The sequence below is a fragment of the Micromonospora vulcania genome (assembly GCF_042658605.1).
GTDB classification, from domain to species: Bacteria; Actinomycetota; Actinomycetes; order Mycobacteriales; family Micromonosporaceae; genus Micromonospora; species Micromonospora vulcania.
On the sequence record NZ_JBHSQS010000004.1, the window covers coordinates 1 to 21,321 of the forward strand.

Below are 21,321 nucleotides of genomic sequence, written 5' to 3' on the forward strand. Positions count from 1 at the left end.
CCACCGCCGGCTCCGCCTCAAACTAACCCCCCCCCCCCCCCCCCCCCCCCCCCGGCCCGTGCCGCCCCTTCCGGGCCGTGCCAGCGCGCGCCGATCCGTGCCAGCCCGCGTCGATCTAGGGCAAATCGTTGTGAAGTGAGATCCACTCGCAGTGATTTGCCCTAGATCGGCGGGGCGCGGCGGGGCGGGGCGCGGGGGGCCGTGCCAGCCCGCGTCGATCTAGGGCAAATCGTTGTGAGGCGAGATCCACTCGCAGTGATTTGCCCTAGATCGGCGGGGCGCGACGGGGCACGGCGCGACGGCGCACGGCGCGACGGGGCACGGCGCGACGGCGCACGGCGCGACGGGGCGGCGCGACGGGGCACGGCGCGACGGGGCGGCGCGACGGGGCACGGCGGGACAGGGGTGCGGGTATGCAGGAGCCCCCGGTCCCGTGTGGGGACCGGGGGCTCCCGGCACGCTTTAGCTCAGCCGGCTTGCTCGGCGAGCTGGAGGAACTGCCGCTTGGAGGCGAGGGCCTGCTCGGCCTCCTTGATCCGGCGGGCGTCTCCGGCGCTCTGAGCCCGGGCCAGTCGATCCTCGGCCTCCGCCACCTGCGCCCGCATCTGGGCGAGCAGCGGGTTGTCTTCCTTGGTGGTACGACGCCACGCCGAGTCCATTACCTCGCGGACCTTGTCGTCGATGACGCGCAGCCGGCGCTCCAACCCGGCGGCGGCCTCGCGGGGCACCCGGCCGGCCTCGTGCCACTGGGCCTGGATATCGCGCAGCTTGGCCTGAGCGCCCTTCGGGTCCGCGTCGATGTCCAGTGCCTCGGCCTCGGCCAGCAGCGCCTGCTTACGCTCCAGGTTGCCGCGCTGCTCGTTGTCCCGAGCGGAGAAGACCTCACTACGGCGGCTGAAGAAGGCGTCCTGCGCGGCCCGGAATCGTTCCCAGAGCTTCTGCTCGGCCTCCTTGGAGGCGCGCGGCGCGGCCTTCCACTGGGTCATCAGGTCCTTGAGCTGGTTGGCCGTGGCCGCCCAGTCGGTGGACTCCTTGAGCTTCTCGGCCTCGGCGACCAGGTCCTCTTTGGCCGTCTGCGCCTGCTTGCGCTGCGCGTCCAGGGAGGCGAAGTGAGCGCCCCGGCGCCGGGTGAAGCCGTCCCGGGCAGCGGCGAACCGCTTCCACAACTCGCCGTCGGTCTTCTTGTCGACGCCGCGGATGGTCTTCCACTCGTCGAGGATCTCCTTGAGCCGGTCCCCGGCGGTCTTCCAGCCGGTGGACTCGGCGGCCAGCTTCTCGGCCTCCTCGACCAGCGCGGTCTTGCGGGCCAGGGCCTCGACGCGAGCGGCGTCCCGGGCAGCCCGCGCCTCGCCGGCCTTCTCCTCGGCGAGGGTGGCCAGCTTGTCCAGTCGTGCCGCCAGCGCGTCGATGTCACCCACCACGTGGGCCTCGGGGAGCGTGGCGCGGATCCGCTTGATCGTGCTCAGCGAGTGCCCGGCGTCCGCAGCGCCCGAGTTGAGCCGCGCTTCGGTCAGGTCCACCTCGGTCACCAGGTCGGCGAAACGCCGCGCGAAGTGCGCCAGGCCCTCCTCCGGTGCTCCCGCCTGCCAGGATCCGACCACCCGCTCGCCCTCGGTGGTCTTGACGTACACGGTGCCGTCCGCGTCCACCCGTCCGAAGGCAGTCCAGTCGCTCATGTGCCCATCCTCGTTCTCCCGGCGTCGAGGGAACCGACCCCCGTCGCCGCCACGGCGCAGCTAAGTTGCTTCCGGCATTGTCACAGGTCCAACCCCGTCCGCGTCGAGCGCCTATCGCCGACCGTGACCATACGGTGTCCTACGGCCCGAATGACTGGATCAGCGCGGAGACGCACCGGGGATTCCCGCTACGGTGAAGGTGTGCCACTGGTCGCCGCTGCCGTCTGCCCCCATCCGCCCCTGCTCGTACCCGAGGTGGCCGGTGCCGCCGCGCCGGAGCTGGACGACCTCCGGGCGGCCTGCGACACCGCCGTCGACCGGCTGTTGGCCGCCGCACCGGACTCCGTGGTGCTGCTCGGCGCCGGCCCGACGACCGGCCCGATCCGGCCACCGGCGACCGGCTCCCTGCAGCCCTGGGGCGTCGACCTGGACGTACCCCTGATCCCCGGCCAGCCGGACCGGGGCGCGGTGCTGCCGTTGAGCCTGACCATCGGCGCGTGGCTGCTGACCCGGCACGGCGTGCGTCCGCCGGTGACGGCCGTGCAGGTGGCCGCCGACGCCGGCCCGGCCGAGCTGGCCGCGCTCGCCGAGGAGATCTCGTCCCCGGACGCCCGGGTGGCGCTGCTCGTGCTGGGGGACGGGTCCGCCTGCCGAGGGGAGAAGGCCCCGGGGTACGACGACCAGCGCGCACGCCCGTACGACCAGCGGGTAGCCGCGGCCCTGGCCGGGGCGGACCTGGACGCCCTGCTCGACCTCGACCCGGCGTTGTCCGCGGAGCTGAAGGCCGCCGGCCGGGCGCCGTGGCAGGTGCTGGCCGGCGTGGCCCGGACGACCGGCGGCGGGTGGCGCGGCGAGCTGCTGCACGACGCGGCCCCCTACGGCGTCGCCTACTTCGTGGCGTCCTGGACACCCGCGTGAGCCCGGAGCGAAGCGGTGACGGGGCGCATCCGGTCGGCACGGTCGTCGCGGTGGTCGGCCCGACCGCAGCGGGCAAGTCGGCACTGAGCATCGCGCTGGCGCACGCCCTGGACGGGGAGGTCGTCAACGCCGACTCGATGCAGCTCTACCGGGGCATGGACGTCGGCACCGCCAAGCTGACCTGTGCCGAGCGGGAGGGGGTGCCGCACCACCTGCTGGACATCTGGGACGTCACCGAGCCGGCCAGCGTCGCGGAGTACCAGCGGCTGGCCCGCGCGGCGGTGGACGACATCCTGTCCCGAGGCCGGGTACCGCTGCTGGTGGGCGGCTCGGGGCTGTACGTGCGGGCGGTGCTGGAGCGCTTCGAGTTCCCGGGCACCGACCCGGCGCTGCGCGAGCGGCTGGAACGGGAGCTGGCCGAGGTCGGCCCCGCGCCCCTGCACGCGCGGCTGCGCGCCGCCGACCCGACCGCCGCCGAGGGCATCCTGCCCGGCAACGGCCGACGGATCGTCCGGGCACTGGAGGTGATCGAACTCACCGGCGCCCCGTTCACCGCGGCACTGCCCGAGCCGACGCCGTACTACCCGTCCGTACAGCTCGGCGTCGACCTGGACACCGGCCTGCTCGACGAGCGGATCGCGCTGCGGGTCGACCGGATGTGGGCCGACGGCCTGGTGACCGAGGTACGCGAGCTGGTCGGGCGTGGGCTTCCCGAGGGGCGGACGGCCAGTCGCGCACTCGGCTACCAGCAGGTGCTGCGCTTGCTCGACGGTGAGCTGACCGAGGGGCAGGCGCACGACGAGACGGTCCGGGCCACCCGACGGTTCGTCCGTCGGCAGCGCTCCTGGTTCCGGCGCGACCCGCGGATCCGCTGGCTGGACTCGGCGGCACCGGACCTGATCGAGGCCGCCCTGCGCCTGGTGCCCGCCACTGCGCGATGATGGAGGCGTGGAGTTCACCAAGGGCCACGGCACCGGCAACGACTTCGTCCTCCTTCCCGACCCGGACGGTCAGCTCGACCTGACCCCGGAGCTGGTCGCGGCGCTCTGCGACCGGCGGCGGGGCATCGGCGCGGACGGGGTGCTGCGGGTGGTCCGCGCGGCCAAGCACCCGGACGGGGCCGGGCTGGCCGGCGAGGCCGAGTGGTTCATGGACTACTGGAACGCCGACGGCTCGTTCGCCGAGATGTGCGGCAACGGCGCCCGGGTCTTCGTCCGCTACCTGGTCGACACCGGGCTGGCCACGCCGGTCGGCACGGCGCTGCCGGTGGCCACCCGGGCCGGGCTGGTGCGCGCGCTGGTCGACGGCGACACGGTGTCCGTCGAGATGCGCCGCCCCCAGCTGTACGACGGCTCCACCGCCGTCCTCGGCGGGCTGACCCTGCCGGGCACCGCCGTGGACGTCGGCAACCCGCACCTGGTCTGTGTCCTGCCGGCCGGGGTGGAGTTGTCCGCGCTGGACCTCACCACCGCGCCCGAGTTCGACCCGGCGGTCTTCCCGAGCGGCGTGAACGTGGAGTTCATCGTGGCGGGCGAGCCGGTCGACGGCGCCGATGAGCACACCCTGATGCGGGTGTACGAGCGGGGCAGCGCGGAGACCCTGTCCTGCGGCACGGGGGCCTGCGCGGTGGCCGCCGTGGCCCTGCGCGACATCGCCCGGGAGACCGGCACGGTCGCCGTCGACGTGCCTGGTGGCCGGGTCACGGTCACGGTGACCGAGGACTCCTGCTGGCTCTCCGGCCCCGCCGTCCTGGTGGCCGCCGGAGCGGTCGACCCCGCCGCGCTGTCAAAGCGGCGCTGAGCCGCCTGCGACCGAGCCGGCTGCGACCGAGCCGCCTGCGACCGAGCCGGCTGTGACCGAGCTGGCTAGCCGCGGGTGTGCGGGGTCGGTGCGGGCCCTCTGCTCTGCTTCACCACACGCAACAGGCCGGTGTCCGGTAAACGGACACCGGCTGTTGCGGTGGTTGACGCAGAGCAGAGCGGCTGATGCGACCGTCAGGGGTTGGCGCTGGCGGCGGCGGCGATCTCTGGGAGGTCGGCGGGGCCGGGGTCGGCGGCCGGCAGCGGGCTGGGGTTGTGCGCGGCGGCGCGGACGGCGGCGGCGACCGCCGGTGCGACCCGGGAGTCGAAGACGCTCGGCACGATCACCGTCGGGTTGATCTTGTCCTCGCCGACCACGTCGGCGATGGCCTGGGCCGCCGCGATCGCCATCTCCTCGGTGAACTCCTCAGCGTGCGCGTCCAGCATGCCGCGGAAGACACCCGGGAAGGCGAGCACGTTGTTGATCTGGTTCGGCTGGTCCGAGCGGCCGGTGGCGACCACGGCGGCGTGCTTGCGCGCCTCCCGGGGGTCGACCTCCGGGTCCGGGTTCGCCAGCGCGAAGACGATCGCGTCCTTCGCCATGCCGGCGATGTCGTCGCCGGTGAGCAGGTTCGGCGCGCTGACACCGATGAACACGTCCGCGCCCCGGATCGCCCCGGGCAGGTCGCCGGCGTAGTTCTCCTTGTTGGTGTTCTCCGCCAGCCACTGCCAGGCCGAGTTGAGCCCGGTCAGGCCGCGGTGCAGGGCACCCTGCCGGTCGTACGCGATGATGTCGCCGACGCCCTGGCGCAGCAGCAGCTTCATGATCGCGGTGCCGGCCGCGCCCGCTCCGGAGACCACCACCCGGACGTCCGCGAGCTGCTTGCCCACCACCCGCAGCGCGTTGGTCAGCGCGGCCAGCACGCAGATCGCGGTGCCGTGCTGGTCGTCGTGGAAGACCGGAATGTCCAGCAGCTCCCGCAGCCGGGCCTCGATCTCGAAGCAGCGGGGCGCGGCGATGTCCTCCAGGTTGATCCCGCCGTACGCCGGCGCGATCGCCTTGACGATGGCCACGATCTCGTCGGTGTCCTGGGTGTCCAGCACCACCGGCCAGGCGTCCACCGCACCGAAGCGCTTGAACAGCGCCGCCTTGCCCTCCATCACGGGCAGCGACGCGGCCGGGCCGAGGTTGCCCAGGCCGAGCACCGCCGAGCCGTCGCTGACCACCGCGACGGTGTTGCGCTTGATGGTCAGCCGCCGGGCGTCCGCCGGGTTCTCGGCGATCGCCATGCAGACCCGGGCCACCCCCGGGGTGTACGCACGGGACAGCTCGTCGCGGTTGCGCAGCGCGACCTTCGAGGTCACCTCGATCTTGCCGCCCAGGTGCAGCAGGAACGTCCGGTCGGACACCTTGCGCACGTCCACGCCGTCCAGCGCGGTCAACGCGTCGACCACCTGGTCGGCGTGGTTGGAGTCGGCGGTGTCGCAGGTCAGGTCGACGATCACGTGGGTCGGGTCCGAGTCCACCACGTCCAGCGCCGTGACGATCGCCCCGGCCTCGCCCACCGAGGTGGTGAGCCGGCCGATCGAGGAGGCGTCAGCGGTCACGGCGATCCGGATGGTGATCGAAAATCCGGCGCTCGGCAGTCGGGTGGTGGCCACGGGATCCCTCCGTCACGGCTGTGCGGCCGGTCGGCCGCCGCCCCGCCTTTCTACCGGGTTGTCGAGGTCGCCCGGTATTCGCCCCCGCTTTTGATGACCTTCGACGCGGGCATATAGCAGGTGCGCTGGGCGTTGCGTCATGTCAGGATTACTTTCTACTTATCAAATCGGACAGGAGACCCGCTTGCGAGACCAGGAGAGCTTCGTCGCCGTCGAGGACGAGTTCGACGACGTCACCACCGGCGAGATGGAGCTGTCGGAACGGCAGTCGCTACGACGCGTACCCGGTCTCTCCACCGAGCTCACCGATGTCACCGAGGTGGAATACCGGCAGCTGCGGCTGGAGCGGGTCGTCCTGGTGGGCGTCTGGACCGAGGGCACGGTGACCGACGCGGAGAATTCCCTGACCGAGCTGGCCGCGCTCGCGGAGACCGCGGGCTCGCAGGTGCTCGAAGGGCTCATTCAGCGCCGTACCCGACCAGACCCGGCCACCTACATCGGCCGCGGCAAGGTCGACGACCTCGGCGCGGTGGTGCTCTCCACCGGCGCCGACACGGTCATCTGCGACGGTGAGTTGTCCCCGTCCCAGCTGCGCAACCTGGAGCAGCGCACCAAGGTCAAGGTGGTCGACCGGACGGCGCTGATCCTCGACATCTTCGCTCAGCACGCCAAGAGCAAGGAAGGCAAGGCGCAGGTCGAGCTGGCCCAGCTCGAATACCTGCTGCCGCGACTGCGCGGTTGGGGCGAGACGCTGTCGCGGCAGACCGGTGGTTCCGGTCGCGGCGGCGGCGCCGGCGGCGGCGTGGGTGTTCGTGGCCCCGGTGAGACCAAGCTGGAGACCGATCGGCGGCGCATCCGGCACCGCATCTCCCGGCTGCGCCGGGAAATCAAGAGCATGAAGACGGTACGCGTGACCAAGCGTGCCCGCCGCTCCCGCAACGCGGTGCCCGCGGTGGCCATCGCCGGCTACACCAACGCCGGCAAGTCGAGCCTGCTCAACCGGCTCACCGGCGCGGGCGTGCTGGTCGAGAACGCGCTGTTCGCCACGCTGGACCCGACCACCCGCAAGGCGACCGCCTCGGACGGCCGGCTCTACACGCTCTCCGACACGGTCGGTTTCGTCCGGCACCTGCCGCACCAGATCGTCGAGGCGTTCCGCTCGACGCTCGAAGAGGTCGCCGAGGCGGATCTGGTGGTGCACGTCGTCGACGGCACCCACCCGGATCCGGAGGAGCAGGTCCGAGCGGTCCACGAGGTGCTCGCCGAGGTCGGCGCGGACCGGCTCCCCGAGCTGCTGGTGGTCAACAAGTCCGACGCCGCCGACGAGGAGACCCTGCTGCGGCTCAAGCGGCTCTGGCCGGAGGCGATCTTCGTTTCGGCGCACACAGGGTGGGGCGTCGAGGGGCTGCGCGAGGCGATCGAGGACCGGCTGCCGCGGCCCGCCGTGGAGGTCCGGGCCGTGCTGCCGTACGACCGGGGTGACCTGGTGGCCCGGGTGCACCGCACCGGCGAGGTGCTCAGCACGTCGCACCTGCCCGAGGGCACTCTGCTGCACGTGCGGGTCGGTGCGGCGCTCGCCGCTGAGCTGGCGCCGTTCGACGTCGAGCGGCAGAGTCAGGCGGCCGGTAGCCGGCCCTGAGGGGCCACGGCGTCATCCAACGGAAACGCGTGGCATGCGACACTGGCCGAATGCGCCGCGTTGTTTCCTCGGTCACGGTTGCCCTCGGCCTGTTCGGGGCAACCGTGGCGCTCGCCGGAGTCGCTGCCGCCGCTCCTGCCCCCACCTCGTCCGAGCCGCCCGCCGTCACGCCCGGTAAGAAGCAGTGCACGGTCACCGACGAGCGGCTTCGGGAGCTCTCCGGGCTGGTAGCGACCAAGAGTGGCTTCGTCGTCATCAACGACGGCACCGAGATCGAGGCACGCAAGCGGGTCTTCTTCCTGGACAGCAAGTGCAAGATCTCGAAGGAGCCGGTCCGCTACTCGGGGCAGGGCCCGTTCGACACCGAGGACCTGGCCCTGTCCAAGGACGGCAAGACCCTCTGGATCGCCGACATCGGTGACAACGTCACCTCCAAGGACCGCCGCAGCCGGGTCGCACTCTGGTCGATGCCGCTCACCGGCGCCAAGCAGCCGGTGCTGCACCGGCTCTCGTACCCCGAGACCAAGCCGCACGACGCCGAGGCGCTGCTCATGGGCGACGACGGCAAGCCACTGATCATCACCAAGGTGACCAGCGGCAAGGCCGAGATCTACACGCCGTCGGCGGCGATGAAGAACGGCGACACCGACCCGGTGCCGATGCGCAAGGTCGGCGACATCGCGCTGCCGCAGACGCAGACCGAGAACCCGCTGAACACGTTCGGTCGGGTCGCGATCACCGGCGCGGCACGCTCGCCGGACGGCGCGCGGGTGGTCCTGCGCACCTACGCGGACGCCTTCGAGTACGACGTGACAGGCGGCGACATCGTCGGTGCCCTCACCACCGGCAAGCCCCGGGTCACGCCCCTCGCCGACCCGTTCGGCGAGGCCATCAGCTACACCTCGGACGGGAAGAGCTTCCTGACGGTCTCCGACGGCGGCCAGTTCAGCGAGGACGACCCGGTCGACATCCTCGGCTACACGCCGTCCAGTTCGACGGCGGCACCGTTGGCGGAAGACGGCGCCACAAAGCCGGCTGCCTCGAAATCCTGGATGGACGGCTTGAGCTTCGACGACATCACCTACCTGGTCGGCGCGATCGGGGTCCTCGGCCTGCTACTGGTCGGCGCCGGCATCGTCGGCATCGTCCGGGCCCGCCGCCGGCCACCGGCCGCCGACGCGTCCGACCGGTCCGGCCCGGGCGGCGAGCCCGTCGACCCGCGCGGTGGCCGTGCCGAGGACGGTTTCCCAACCTCCGGCGACCGCTCCGGCGGTGTCTACGGTGGCGGCGCGCCAGCGGGTGGGGCGGTCTACGGCGGGGGCCGTGGTGCTCCGGCTCCGGCGGGTGGCGCGGTCTACGGTGGTGGCCGTCCGGCTGACGAGCAGCACGGCTACGGTGCCGGCCGCCCGGCCGGTGGCGGGGCAGCCGGTGCTGGTGTCTACGGCGGAGGTCGTCCCCCGGCGGGTGGCGGTGGCCGGCCGGGCGGTGGCGGAGGTCGTCCCCCGGGCGGTGGCGGTCGCCCCGGCGGCGGGGTGTACGGCGGCGGTGGCCAGCCCGGCTCCGGTCGTGCGGAGCCGCCCCGACGCGGTGGACCGGAACCCGACTACCGGGGCCAGCGGCCCGGCCGACGGCGTGACGAGGACGCGCCCGCCGACCCGTACGGGCAGTATCCCGGGGGCGGTCGCGGCCCCCGAGGCGATCGTTACTGAAGGCCCTCAGGTCTGTGCCCTGAAAGGTGGGTGCGGGTGAGCGCCGTCCGCGCTCACCCGCCAACCGGTCAGATCCGGCGTAGCACCGCGACGACCCGACCCATGATGGTGGCGTCGTCGCCGGGGATCGGGTCGAAGGCCGGGTTCTGCGGCATCAGCCAGACGTGCCCGTCGCGCCGTCGGTAGGTCTTGACGGTCGCCTCGCCGTCGAGCATGGCGGCCACGATCTCGCCCGAGTCGGCGGTCGGCTGCTGCCGGACCACCACCCAGTCGCCGTCGCAGATCGCCGCGTCGAGCATCGAGTCGCCCTTGACCTGGAGCATGAAGACCTCGCCCTCACCCACCAGCTCGCGGGGCAGCGGGAAGATGTCCTCCACGGCCTGCTCGGCGAGGATGGGCCCACCGGCGGCGATCCGGCCGAGCATCGGCACGTACGCCGGTGTCGGCCGCTGCGAGCGGGTCAGCTCGTCGTCGATCGCCTCGCTGGGAGCGCGGACGTCCACCGCGCGGGGGCGGTTGGGGTCGCGGCGCAGGAAGCCCTTCTTCTCCAGCTCCTTGAGCTGGTAGGCGACGCTGGACGGCGACACCAGGCCGACCGCCTCGCCGATCTCGCGGACGCTCGGCGGGTAGCCGTGCCGCTCCACCCAGGTGCGGATGAACTCCAGGATCCGACGCTGACGGGCGGTCAGGTCGACCGTCGCCGGGTCGGGGAACGCGCTGACGACCGGGGTGACCGGGCGCACGGCGGGCTGGCCTGCGCCTGCCCGGCTGCGCGCGGCGCCTCGACGTCGGGTGGCTGGCGGGCCCGCATCGGTGATCTGCTGGCTCTTCGGCCGGCTGGCCCGGTCCTCGGTCACGTCCGTCCTCCCTGGTCGGCGCTGGGTGCCTCGTCGGCTCGTGGTGCGTGCGTGTGGTGCCACGACGGTGCTGAGGGTGGTGCGCGCCCGGGGCGGTGAAGATCCAACGCGCCCGGTTGTTCCTGACCGTATAGGTGAGATCGGTCATTTTCAAACATCTGTACGACCTCTCACCGGCGTGTCGGGGTGAAAAACCGCTCCGGTCGTACGCATGTTCTGATAAATGGTACGTCGGATAGCACACGCGTTCGATCGCCGACCGGTTTTGTGGGCCCCGGGTCCGTGACGCGCCGGACACGCCGACCAACTTGACCCGGGTTCGCTGGCGACATACGGTCGACCCCTAGATGTAGTAGTGACACGGGCGTAAGTCGCCTACAGGTTGGGTCCGACTACCGACCGCACTCCCGTAACGTTGATCACGGCGGGCGCCATCGGGGGATGGCACCGTCGCGGTGAGCCGTGCCCAGGAGTGTCCGGTACGGCCGTGGTTGATCATGATTAGGAGGTTTGGCGATGCGGTGTCCGTACTGCCGGCACGCCGACTCCCGGGTGGTCGACTCACGCGAGGCCGACGACGGCCAACTCATCCGGCGGCGACGGTCCTGCCCGGAGTGCGGCAAGCGGTTCACCACCGTCGAGGAGGCGGTCCTCGCGGTCGTCAAGCGCAGCGGGGTGACCGAGCCGTTCAGCCGGACGAAAATCATCGGCGGGGTGCGCAAGGCGTGCCAGGGTCGGCCGGTGGATGAGGACTCGATCGCGCTGCTGGCCCAGAAGGTCGAGGAGACCGTGCGGGCCAAGGGCGCGGCCGAGATCCCCAGCCACGATGTGGGGCTGGCGATCCTGGGCCCGCTGCGGGACCTGGACGAGGTGGCGTACCTGCGGTTCGCCAGCGTCTACCGGTCCTTCGACTCGCTCGCCGACTTCGAGCAGGAGATCGAGACATTGCGGGCTGCCGCCCGTGCCCGCGAGGGCGCGGCGGAGGCCGGGGCGGCGGGGACCGCCGGCCGTACCAATTGAGTTTTGTGTTCTTACAGGTGGACGCGCGGTGGGTGACCGCGCAGACGAGGGGGCGACGGCGTGACAACTAGCCGTTCACGAAGCAAGGCAGGCGCGGGGTTGAAGATCGAGCGGGTGTGGACGACCGAGGGGGTCCACCCGTACGACGAGGTCAGCTGGGAGCGCCGCGACGTCGTGATGACGAACTGGCGGGATGGCTCGATCAACTTCGAGCAGCGGGGGGTGGAGTTCCCGGAGTCGTGGAGCGTCAACGCCGCCAACATCGTCACCACCAAGTACTTCCGGGGCGCGGTGGGGACCGCGGAGCGGGAGTGGTCGCTCAAGCAGCTGATCGACCGGGTGGTCGGCACCTACCGGACCGCCGGTGAGGAGTACGGCTACTTCGCCAGCCCGGCGGACGCCGAGATCTTCGCGCACGAGCTGACCTGGATGCTGCTGCACCAGGTGTTCAGCTTCAACTCGCCGGTCTGGTTCAACGTCGGTACGCCGTCGCCGCAGCAGGTCAGCGCCTGCTTCATCCTGGCGGTCGACGACTCGATGGACTCGATCCTCGACTGGTACAAGGAGGAGGGGCTGATCTTCAAGGGCGGCTCCGGCTCCGGCGTCAACCTGTCCCGGATCCGTTCGTCCCGGGAGCTGCTCTCCTCCGGCGGCAACGCCTCCGGCCCGGTCAGCTTCATGCGCGGCGCGGACGCCTCGGCCGGCACCATCAAGTCCGGCGGCGCCACGCGGCGCGCGGCCAAGATGGTCATCCTCGACGTGGACCACCCGGACATCCAGGAGTTCGTGGTCACGAAGGCGCGCGAGGAAGACAAGATCCGTGCGCTGCGGGACGCCGGGTTCGACATGGACCTCGGCGGCTCCGACATCGTGAGCGTGCAGTACCAGAACGCCAACAACTCGGTCCGGGTCTCGGACGAGTTCATGTCGGCGGTGGAGAACGGCAAGGGTTTCGACCTGCGCGGCCGGCTGGACGGCGCGACGATCGAGACCGTCGATGCCAAGAACCTCTTCCGTGCCATCTCCCAGGCCGCCTGGGAGTGCGCCGACCCGGGCCTGCAGTACGACGACACGATCAACGACTGGCACACCTGCCCGGAGACCGGGCGGATCACCGCGTCGAACCCGTGTTCGGAGTACCTGCACCTGGACAACTCCTCGTGCAACCTGGCCTCGCTCAACCTGATGAAGTTCCTCCGCGCCGACGGTGGCTTCGAGGTGGAGAAGTTCGTCAAGTCCGTCGAGTTCGTCATCACCGCGATGGACATCTCGATCTGCTTCGCCGACTTCCCGACCGAGAAGATCGGTGAGACCTCCCGTGCCTACCGGCAGCTCGGCATCGGCTACGCCAACCTCGGCGCCCTGCTGATGGCCACCGGCCTGCCGTACGACTCGGAGCAGGGCCGCTCGGTGGCCGCGGCGATCACGTCGCTGATGACCGGCACCGCCTACCGCCGCTCGGCCGAGCTGGCCGGGGTCGTCGGCGCGTACGACGGCTACGCCCGCAACGCCGAGCCGCACAAGCGGGTCATGCGCAAGCACGCGGCGGCCAACGACGAGATCAAGCCCACCAGCCCGGTGGCCACCGCGATCGTCCGCGAGGCGACCAAGCAGTGGACCCAGGGCAACAAGATCGGCGACAAGAACGGCTGGCGTAACGCGCAGGCGAGCGTCCTCGCCCCGACCGGCACCATCGGCTTCATGATGGACTGCGACACGACCGGCGTGGAGCCGGACCTGGCGCTGGTCAAGTTCAAGAAGCTGGTCGGCGGCGGCTCGATGCAGATCGTCAACCAGACCGTGCCGCGCGCCCTGCGTAGCCTCGGTTACCCCGAGGAGCAGGTCGAGGCGATCGTCGAGCACATCTCCGACCACGGTCACGTGGTGGACGCTCCCGGCCTCAAGCCGGAGCACTACGCGGTCTTCGACTGTGCGATGGGCGAGCGGACCATCGCTCCGATGGGCCACGTGCGGATGATGGCGGCCATCCAGCCGTTCGTCTCCGGCGCCATCTCCAAGACGGTCAACATGCCGGAGGCGGCCACCGTCGAGGACGTCGAGAAGATCTACTTCGAGGGCTGGAAGCTCGGCCTCAAGGCGCTGGCGATCTACCGGGACAACTGCAAGGTCGGCCAGCCGCTCTCGGTGGCCAAGTCCAACAAGGCCACCGAGCCGGCCGCCGTCGAGACCGTGTCTGCCGCGCCGGCCGCGGTGGAGAAGGTCATCGAGTACCGCCCGGTGCGTAAGCGCCTGCCGAAGAAGCGCCCGTCCGAGACGGTCTCCTTCTCCGTCGGTGGTGCCGAGGGCTACCTCACCGCGTCGTCCTACCCGGACGACGGCCTCGGCGAGGTCTTCCTCAAGATGTCCAAGCAGGGCTCCACCCTGGCCGGCGTGATGGACGCCTTCTCGGTCGCCATCTCCATCGGCCTGCAGTACGGGGTGCCGCTGGAGACGTTCGTCAGCAAGTTCACCAACATGCGCTTCGAGCCGGCCGGCATGACCGACGACCCGGACGTGCGGATGGCGGCCTCGGTGATGGACTACATCTTCCGTCGCCTGGCGCTGGACTTCCTGCCCTACGAGCGCCGCGCCGAGTTGGGCATCTTCACGGCCAGCGAGCGGGCCGCCCAGCTGCGGGCCGAGGCCGACGCGGAGGCTGCGGCGGTCACCGGTGCGGAGCTGACCGCGATGGCGTCCTCGGCGCCGGTCGAGGTTCCGGCCAAGCCGGAAGCCGTCGCTCAGCCGGCCCAGGAGCTCACCGACGTGGCCGCCGCCAAGCCGGCTCCGTCCGTGGGTTCCAGCACCGAACTGCTGGAGGCCGTGATCGGCAAGGCCGCGGACGCACCGCTCTGCTTCACCTGCGGTACGAAGATGCGCCCGGCCGGTAGCTGCTACGTCTGCGAGGGCTGCGGCTCCACCAGCGGCTGCAGCTGAAACCGGGCCGAATTGCGTCTGACGCAACATTCGGCACTTGCTGATCGAGTGTGAGAGTCGTGGAAGGGAAGGGGAGTCGGGTATCGTCCCGGCTCCCCTTCCGTGATGGAGCAAGGGATCCGCTGTAGGCCCGCGTAACTGATTCAACGATGTTGCGTTGAGTGCAACGTGCGGGGTAGTGCTCACTTGCCGGGTTCTGCAATGGCGCTGCTGCCTGATGGGCTTGTCCATCTTGATCCGGCGGCGGCGGTGTTCGTCGCGATGGTGGAGGGCTGGGAGACGCAGCAGCGTTCTCGGTTTTTGAAGACGGACACCATCGCGGCGCGGGTGGCGTTGGTGCGCCGGCTTGTCGAGTTTTCCAACCAGTACCCGTGGCAGTGGCGCCCAGCGGAGGTCGAGGCGTTCTTCGATCATCTGCGCTCCGGGCCGCGGCCGATCGTGGTGTCCACCGCGCGCGGTTATCAGACCACGCTGCGGCTGTTCATGGAGTACGTCACGGATGCGCGGTACTCCTGGCCGAGGGTTTGCCACCAGCGTTTTGGCCAGGCACCGTCGCAGATCTTCCATGAGGCCAACACGATCGCGCATGTCACCGAGTACGAGGGGCAGCCGCACCGCCGTCCCTTGACCTATGACGAGGTGCAGGCACTCTTCGACGCCGCCGATGCGCGGGTGGGAGCGATCCGTTCGCGGGGCCGCAAGGGTGCGCTGGCCGCGCTGCGGGACGCCGCGCTGTTGAAGACGATCTACGCGTTCGGCCTTCGTCGTCGAGAGGCGTGGGGCCTGGATCTGGCTGACCTCCGGCACAACCCGAAGGCACCGGCATTCGGGCGGTACGGAGCGGTGTTCGTCCGGTACGGGAAGTCTTCGAACGGCAGCCCGCCGAAGCGCCGGACCGTGTTGACCATTCCGGAGATGGACTGGATCGTTCCTGTGCTGGAGCACTGGCTGGGTGAAGTTCGGCCGGCCTTTTCACCCGGCGCCCATCCCGCCATGTGGGTTACGGAGCGCTGCAGTCGATTGGCGCGGCGGAGGATCAACGCGGCGTTCGAGGCCGCCCGTGGCGCCGCCGGCCTGCCTTCCGAGCTTGACCTGCACTGCCTACGCCACAGTTACGTCACGCACCTGGTCGAGTTCGACTATCCGGCGAAGTTTGTCCGCGATCAGGTCGGTCATGAGTACGAGTCCACGACCGCGATCTACACGGGGGTGTCGGACGAGTACCGCAACCGAGTGCTGCAACGCAGCCTGGCCAAGCGGGATCCGGATCTGTGGGAGGACTCACCGTGATCAGGAAGATGGGTTATGTCTGGCATCTGCGCCGAGTGATGGCCGATTGCGACATGTTCCAGACCACCGAGCTGGTGCCTTTGTTGGCCGAGCGCGGTGTCCACCTCTCTCGCGAACAGGTCTTCCGGTTGGTCACCCAGCCGCCGCAGCGGTTGTCGATGGATACCCTCGCCGCCCTGTGCGACATTCTGCACTGCACTCCTAACGACCTCATTGAGGTCGAGGTGGTCAACGAACAGCTTCGTAAAACGGCGGAGGCCGGCGCCCCACCCGTGCCGCAGGCCCGGCGCACGGTCATTCGCCGCCCGGATCAATGAGCGGCAAGCCGGAGCCGGCAGCAGCCGTGCTGGAACGTGTCGTTGCCCGGCTCGCCAGGGACGTCGCCGATCTTGATACAGAGGCGGCGCGCTCGATTCTGGTGGCTGCGGATGCCCTACACGGCAAGACCATCCGGCAGATCGGCGCCTACCTCGATGCGCGACCGGACGCCCTGCTGGCCGGGGTCTCCGACTGCCCGATCGGTCTCCTACGCGTGATCAACAATCTGATCGACGCCGGCTACGCCGTGACTGCGCCGACGTGTGCCAGCTGTGGTCGGACGGCGCGGCACCTACGCAACGCGCCAGACGGACGGCTCTGCTATCGGTGCGCGGCGCGGACCACCCGTCGCACCTGTGAACGCTGCGGCCGCGTGGGACGTCCTGCCGCACGCCGCGTTGACGGCGTCATCTGCTACTCCTGTTATCAAAGGGATTCCGAGGTAGTCGAGGAGTGCGCCGCATGCGGCCGGCGACGCCGCCCAGTTCGGCGGCTTGCCGACGGTACTGGCCTGTGCGACACCTGCCATGAGCGACCGCAGCGGAGGTGCGCCCGGTGCGGCCAACTCGGTCGAGTCAAGGCGCATGAACCAGACGGTCCAGTATGCGAACGCTGCTATCGGTCTCCAGCGAGGCAGTGCGGACGCTGTGGCCGAGACAGGCCCGTTGCGCGTCGCGGTGACGACCAGAGTCCGGATCTCTGCGATAGCTGCTATCAAGGGCCGCTGCTGGTCTGCCGGCTCTGCGGACGGCTCCGACCGTGCACCAGAACCCGGACCGGCCAACCCACCTGCAAGAGCTGCTTGCCGCGCCCTCGCCGGGTCTGCTGCCGGTGCGGCCGTTCGCGTCCGGTCAACGCTGATTGGCCGATCGGCCCGGTCTGCACGACGTGCTACGAGTCGACTCGGAACAACCCGCAGATCTGCGCCCGGTGTCAGGTCGCCCAGCCACTCATCGCGATCGACGATCGTGGTCGACGGATCTGCGGCCCGTGCGCTGGCGTGGCAGTGGACTACTTCTGCCGTCGCTGCGGCGAAGGCGGCCGTCAGTACGCAGACGGCGAGTGCGTGCGCTGCGTGCTCGCCCAACGGCTCGACGATCTCCTCGCTGGCGAACACGGAGACATCCCCGCTGAGATGATGCCGGTACGGCATGCTCTCGGCGGCGTCGACCACCCGATCAGCGTCATCGGCTGGCTACGCCGAAGCGAGGCGGCCCGCCTCCTTGCCCGCTTGGCGCGGATGGAAGAACCGATCACCCACAGCCTGCTCGACGAACTTCCACCGAGCCGGACCCTCTACTACATCCGCGACGTGCTGGTCCACACCGGCGTCCTTGAACAGCGCAACGAATACCTGGAAAGGGTCGGCCCGTGGCTGGATGACGTGCTCGTCGGGCGGCCCAGCGACCACGTTCGCCTGGTCCGGCCGTTCGCGAACTGGTACGTCCTGCGCCGGGCCCGACGCCGGGCCAGGACAAGACCGTTCACAGCGGGTTCAGGCGCCGTCGCTCGGAGCCTGATCCGTAACGCCCTGACGTTTCTGGCCTGGCTGGCCGATCGCGGCGAGACCTTGGACACCATCGTCCAGACCGACGTCGATCAATGGCTGTGCACCGGCTCCGCAGATCGGTATGAGATCCGCTACTTCCTGCTCTGGGCAGCCGACCATGGTCTCTGCGCCGGCCTGACCGTCCCGCGGCGACCAGTCGGCGCCGGCGGCTCCATCCTGGATGAGGACGACCGATGGCGCCAACTCAAGCGGTGTCTCGATGACCACGCCCTTCCGCAGGATGTCCGCGCAGCCGGGGCGCTGGTCTCCCTCTTCGGCCTCACCCTCTCGGCGATCACCCGCTTTACCGTTGACCACCTGGTGCGCCAGGACAAGGGTGTCCGCCTGATCATCGACAAGAGCCCCGTCATCCTCCCCCCACGCCTGGCTGACCTCCTGATCGGCTTGGCCGGCACAGCGCGGTCGAGTTCGGCCGTCGGACGCGCGATCCCGGGAACGGATTGGCTGTTTCCCGGCCGGGCACCCGGGCGGCACATCACCGCCGACTACCTCAACACGAAGCTGATCGCAGCCAAGATCCGGGTCAGACCAACCCGCAATGCCGCCCTCTTCGCGCTCGCGGAGGACCTGCCCGCTGCCGTCCTCGCCGACCTCCTGGGCATGCACGTCAATACCGCCGAACGCTGGGCCAAGCTCGCGCGCCGGGACTGGGCTGACTATCTCCAGGCTCGAACGGAGACGCCGACGTAGCGGCCGATGGTCACCACGTCGGACGACTTGGCTGCCGACCCGGAGCGGCCTTGCCGTTCGCGGGTAGGGACGGCATCATTCCAGCCATGATCGAAAGAATCGAACCCGCCTCTGTCCGGTGAGCGCCTTCGAGATCCGGACGGATCGAGTCTTGGGCGCTGGTCCGTTCCGTGAGATCGGCCAACCACGCGTCGTCGCCACTCACCCTGACGGCGAAGTCATTGTGGTCGCTGGCGCGCTCATCCGGCCCCAGTGGCACGGACGTGACGTCTCGGGCCGGTCCCGACCACATTCAGGCTGGTATCCGGCGGCGGTGTACCGGTCCGGCGACCTGGCCTGTATGGCCCACTTCACGACTCGCTGGCCCGCGAACACGATCGCCTTCCACCCGACGCTGCCATTGGTGGCCATCGGCACCGGCGCGTATGACGGCGGATGGGCCTACGAGGGTGAACTGCTCCTGCTGAACTTGAGCACTGGCACCACGGTGTCAGTGCTCGCCTATCCCCGTGAGGTCCGACAGGTCGCGTGGGGCGATCCGCAGACGCTTGACCTGGTGCTGGCCATTCCCTGCGACGAAGACGAGCAGCGCTTTGGGACGACGTCCCTCGCGTGTTCGATTCAGCGCGACGATTGGGATCGCGCAACCACCGCCATGCTCCGGATGCCCTATGGGGAGACGCCGGTTCCGGATGGACCGCGGACCGACCTGGCGCTCGCCGCCACCATCATCGAGCGGCTCTGCCATCAGCGTGGACTGAGGTGGGTGGCCCGACGTGCGGTGTGGGCGGTGGATTCGCTACCCGATGGTCGGATCATCGCCGCGCTTGAGGGAGTCCGCCTTGAATGCTGGTCTCCGGCATCGGAGGAACCGCTGTGGCGACTGCCGACCGATGGGGCGGGCTGCCAGGCGAACGTGCTGCCAGATGGTCGGACGGCGTTGGCGGTGACACAGACGGCGCGCCGATTCGAGGACCGGCGGTGGACGATCGATCCGAGCGTCGTGGCGCAGGTCGATCTGGATACCGGTGCGGTCGAGACGATCCACGAGCCCGCCTGGCCTGCGATCGTGGTGTCCCGGGCCGACGGCTGGTGGGCGCTGCGCGGCACCGAGCACACCGGCCAGGCGACGACCGAGGAGATCACGCTTCGATCGCCGGACGGTGCGCCTGCAGCAACCGTCAGTCTCGGCCGGTATGACCTGTTTAACCACTTCTTCGACATCCGGTATACGCCGGACCTGTTGTTCCTCCAGGGCCGGGCAGACAAGCCCTGGCAAGACAAGTGGGTGGTCGCCGTCGACGTACCCGAGGGCTCGATGCGACGCCTGTTCCCACTCGAATGGGACGAGTCGCGAGGCGGCCATCTGTTCGGCGGCTGCGGTGCGTACCTCGACGACCGGTCCGGACCGGCGCTCGTGTACGCCGGAGCAGTCCACGATGGTGCCGGCCTGCTGCCGGGGAACGCCTTCGTGGTTCGCCGTGCATACCCGACCGGTGAGCTGCAATGGGTTTTCACGGCCGACCACGAGGTCACTGCGCTCGACGCCGACGGCGACTTTATCTACGTCACGTTCAACTCAGGGGAACTGGTGCTCCTGCGCGCGGAGGACGGCGCGGTGCAGGCTCGGCAGGAGCTACGGGTCAACGGCCACCGCGTCGTCCCGCTCTCCCTCGTCCGACTCAGTCCAGACCGCCTCGCGATCGGCACCCTGGACGGTCGTGTACTCATCTGCTCCCTCGCTGCCTCACCGGACCTGGCCAGCGACCAGGAATAGTGCACACCCCGGATATTGGCACTGCGCCAGTAAACCGGGGTGGTTGGCGTGTCTCCTGTTTCCAGTAGCTAAGAGGAATCACTGGATGACATCGCCCTAGTGATTCTCCACAACAGGTGCCTCCCATCCGAATTCGGTTGGGAGGCACCTGCCTGGGCGTACGGGGAAGGGCAGACATGCCGGTGAACGTCGTCTAGCCGCGCCCCGTCGATCGCGACCAAGAACCCCGATGACGACTCCGGCCACCGCCGTCCGAGCCGAAGCCGGGCAGTATCCGCGCGGACCTGCCACTCATTCCACCAACCGCAAAACCCGATCGGCCCGATTAACCACCTGTTGATAGGTGATCACCTCGACCCGGGACAGATGGCTGTTGTAGACGCGCAGCGCCGCGTCCACCTCGTTCTCGCTCGCCTCCTCCTCGAACTCGGGGTGCCCAATAATCACCGCCGCTGAGGCCCGCCGTACGTCGATGCCGTGCTCGGCGAGCCGTGCCCGGTCCTCGTCCAGGACCACGAGGTAGTTCATCGCCTGCGCTACCGCCCGATGTACCTCGTTGGTCGGTACCCACCGGCCCCGCTGATGGGTGAGCAGCGGAACGGCGGCCCGCTTCAACTCGACCACGTGCACGGTGCCGTCCGGCCGGAGCAGCGTCAGGTCCAACTCGATGCCTCGACTGATCCGCCGTGGCCCGAGCCTGTCCGCCAGCTGCGTCCCACCGAATATCCAGAGATTCTTCTCCAGCGCTCGCTGCAGGTCGCGCTCGCTGCTGTGCCGGTTGAGGACGACGGCATCGAGGTCCCGAAGCGCCCGGCGCCGTGCTCGCAGCAACACCACGTCGGCGATTTCTTCTGCCGTAGCCTCAGCGGTTGGCGTGACACCGACGCCCGAATCGCCAGTATGTAAGCGGTCTAGCAGCACCTCCGTCATCCAGGTCGCCTGCTCGTTCATGCTGCGGCTGACCTCGAAGACCCCGGCTGCCCCGGCCACGTCCGTGATGACTAGATGCTTCATCTCGTCGAGATATGCCATTAGCTCGTCGCGGGTTGCCTGCGGGTGTTCGTCGCAGAACGTGCGAACCTTGTCCGCGACGAATGTCGCGGAAATCGACATGAAGGTAGTCAACGCGTTCGCGTGCCGGCCCCGGGCGCCGCCAAGCAGTCCATACTTGATCTCTAAATCCGGGGCGAGCATCACGTTGGTCGCGTACGAGAGGGCGTCCTCCAACCGCTCGGCGGCGTCCTGGTCGTCTTCGGAGCGGGCTCCGGCGTGAGCCTGACGCAGCAGATCGGTAAGCGTCCTGCCGCCGCGATAGGGACTGCGGTATCCCATGTGCCGCTGCGCGTCCTCAACGAGGTTGCGGATGTGGTCGGAAAGGCCGTACTCGACGATCTTCTCGAGCAGCAGGCGCAGGGCAAAGTCGGATCGGACGCGCGAGCGAGGTCCAGGCATGTCGGAGAGC

The 21,321-nt window shown here is 69.8% G+C and carries 15 protein-coding genes; 11 read left to right on the forward strand and 4 right to left on the reverse strand.

The genetic code is table 11. The annotated features are described in order from the left end of the window. Positions 1 to 467: 467 nt before the first annotated feature. Complete coding sequence (locus ACFQGL_RS06980; RefSeq protein ID WP_377507209.1) at positions 468 to 1,676, reverse strand: DUF349 domain-containing protein; 1,209 nt, start codon at positions 1,674 to 1,676, stop codon at positions 468 to 470. 150 nt (positions 1,677 to 1,826) lie between these two features. Here ACFQGL_RS06980 and ACFQGL_RS06985 point away from each other — a divergent pair, with 150 nt between their 5' ends. Genes ACFQGL_RS06985 through dapF form a run of 3 tightly spaced genes read left to right on the forward strand, consistent with a single transcriptional unit; the run spans position 1,827 to position 4,394 of the window. Continuing rightward, on the forward strand, positions 1,827 to 2,594 hold the full coding sequence (locus ACFQGL_RS06985) for a class III extradiol dioxygenase subunit B-like domain-containing protein (protein ID WP_377507212.1): 768 nt from the start codon (positions 1,827 to 1,829) through the stop codon (positions 2,592 to 2,594). Then, a complete protein-coding gene (gene miaA, locus ACFQGL_RS06990; RefSeq protein ID WP_377507215.1) occupies positions 2,591 to 3,535 on the forward strand; it encodes a tRNA (adenosine(37)-N6)-dimethylallyltransferase MiaA in 945 nt (314 codons plus the stop codon). The genes ACFQGL_RS06985 and miaA overlap by 4 nt, the downstream gene beginning before the upstream one ends. 7 nt (positions 3,536 to 3,542) lie before the next feature. Next, positions 3,543 to 4,394 carry a diaminopimelate epimerase gene (gene dapF / locus ACFQGL_RS06995; RefSeq protein ID WP_377507218.1) on the forward strand — a complete coding sequence of 284 codons (852 nt, stop codon included), beginning with the start codon at positions 3,543 to 3,545 and terminating at the stop codon, positions 4,392 to 4,394. A gap of 194 nt (positions 4,395 to 4,588) precedes the next feature. On the opposite strand, the gene ACFQGL_RS07000 is transcribed toward dapF, so the two are convergent. After that, positions 4,589 to 6,055 (reverse strand): NAD-dependent malic enzyme, encoded by a 1,467-nt coding sequence (locus ACFQGL_RS07000; RefSeq protein WP_377507221.1) that lies wholly within the window; start codon positions 6,053 to 6,055, stop codon positions 4,589 to 4,591. Positions 6,056 to 6,239: 184 nt separating this feature from the next. On the opposite strand from ACFQGL_RS07000, the gene hflX reads away from it, so the two are divergent. Next, on the forward strand, positions 6,240 to 7,694 hold the full coding sequence (gene hflX, locus ACFQGL_RS07005) for a GTPase HflX (RefSeq protein WP_377507224.1): 1,455 nt from the start codon (positions 6,240 to 6,242) through the stop codon (positions 7,692 to 7,694). A 50-nt stretch (positions 7,695 to 7,744) separates the two neighbouring features. Next, positions 7,745 to 9,403 carry a hypothetical protein gene (locus ACFQGL_RS07010; RefSeq protein ID WP_377507227.1) on the forward strand — a complete coding sequence of 553 codons (1,659 nt, stop codon included), beginning with the start codon at positions 7,745 to 7,747 and terminating at the stop codon, positions 9,401 to 9,403. Between the two features lie 68 nt (positions 9,404 to 9,471). Here ACFQGL_RS07010 and lexA read toward each other — a convergent pair whose 3' ends face one another. Continuing rightward, on the reverse strand, positions 9,472 to 10,260 hold the full coding sequence (gene lexA, locus ACFQGL_RS07015; RefSeq protein ID WP_377507230.1) for a transcriptional repressor LexA: 789 nt from the start codon (positions 10,258 to 10,260) through the stop codon (positions 9,472 to 9,474). A 516-nt stretch (positions 10,261 to 10,776) separates the two neighbouring features. Between lexA and nrdR the strand changes: the two genes are divergently transcribed. The 6 genes from nrdR (at position 10,777) to ACFQGL_RS07045 (ending at position 19,859) form a co-directional block, all read left to right on the forward strand. Next, positions 10,777 to 11,280, forward strand: coding sequence for a transcriptional regulator NrdR (gene nrdR / locus ACFQGL_RS07020; protein ID WP_109815961.1), 504 nt, complete (start codon positions 10,777 to 10,779; stop codon positions 11,278 to 11,280). 60 nt (positions 11,281 to 11,340) lie between these two features. Next, positions 11,341 to 14,214, forward strand: a complete 2,874-nt coding sequence (locus ACFQGL_RS07025) for a vitamin B12-dependent ribonucleotide reductase (RefSeq protein ID WP_377507234.1) — start codon at positions 11,341 to 11,343, stop codon at positions 14,212 to 14,214. Between the two features lie 201 nt (positions 14,215 to 14,415). Then, the gene (locus tag ACFQGL_RS07030; protein WP_377507237.1) at positions 14,416 to 15,504 is read left to right on the forward strand and encodes a tyrosine-type recombinase/integrase; all 1,089 of its coding nucleotides are present in this window, start codon (positions 14,416 to 14,418) and stop codon (positions 15,502 to 15,504) included. Then, complete coding sequence (locus ACFQGL_RS07035) at positions 15,501 to 15,821, forward strand: helix-turn-helix domain-containing protein (protein ID WP_377507240.1); 321 nt, start codon at positions 15,501 to 15,503, stop codon at positions 15,819 to 15,821. Before ACFQGL_RS07030 ends, ACFQGL_RS07035 begins: the two co-directional genes overlap by 4 nt. A gap of 1,001 nt (positions 15,822 to 16,822) precedes the next feature. After that, positions 16,823 to 18,082 (forward strand): hypothetical protein, encoded by a 1,260-nt coding sequence (locus ACFQGL_RS07040; protein ID WP_377507243.1) that lies wholly within the window; start codon positions 16,823 to 16,825, stop codon positions 18,080 to 18,082. A 118-nt stretch (positions 18,083 to 18,200) separates the two neighbouring features. Next, positions 18,201 to 19,859 (forward strand): SMP-30/gluconolactonase/LRE family protein, encoded by a 1,659-nt coding sequence (locus tag ACFQGL_RS07045; RefSeq protein ID WP_377507246.1) that lies wholly within the window; start codon positions 18,201 to 18,203, stop codon positions 19,857 to 19,859. A gap of 291 nt (positions 19,860 to 20,150) precedes the next feature. Here the strand turns inward: ACFQGL_RS07045 and ACFQGL_RS07050 are convergent, their stop codons facing one another. Beyond that, a complete protein-coding gene (locus tag ACFQGL_RS07050; protein ID WP_377507249.1) occupies positions 20,151 to 21,311 on the reverse strand; it encodes a Shedu anti-phage system protein SduA domain-containing protein in 1,161 nt (386 codons plus the stop codon). Between the last annotated feature and the right edge of the window lie 10 nt (positions 21,312 to 21,321).

Bases quoted from the DNA above. Each gene is read 5' to 3' on its own strand.
- ACFQGL_RS07010 (WP_377507227.1), top strand. From the start codon at position 7,745: ATGCGCCGCGTTGTTTCCTCGGTCACGGTTGCCCTCGGCCTGTTCGGG.
- ACFQGL_RS06985 (WP_377507212.1), top strand. From the start codon at position 1,827: ATGACTGGATCAGCGCGGAGACGCACCGGGGATTCCCGCTACGGTGAA.
- ACFQGL_RS07030 (WP_377507237.1), top strand. From the start codon at position 14,416: ATGGCGCTGCTGCCTGATGGGCTTGTCCATCTTGATCCGGCGGCGGCG.
- nrdR (WP_109815961.1), top strand. From the start codon at position 10,777: ATGCGGTGTCCGTACTGCCGGCACGCCGACTCCCGGGTGGTCGACTCA.
- ACFQGL_RS07050 (WP_377507249.1), bottom strand. From the start codon at position 21,311: ATGCCTGGACCTCGCTCGCGCGTCCGATCCGACTTTGCCCTGCGCCTG.
- ACFQGL_RS06980 (WP_377507209.1), bottom strand. From the start codon at position 1,676: ATGAGCGACTGGACTGCCTTCGGACGGGTGGACGCGGACGGCACCGTG.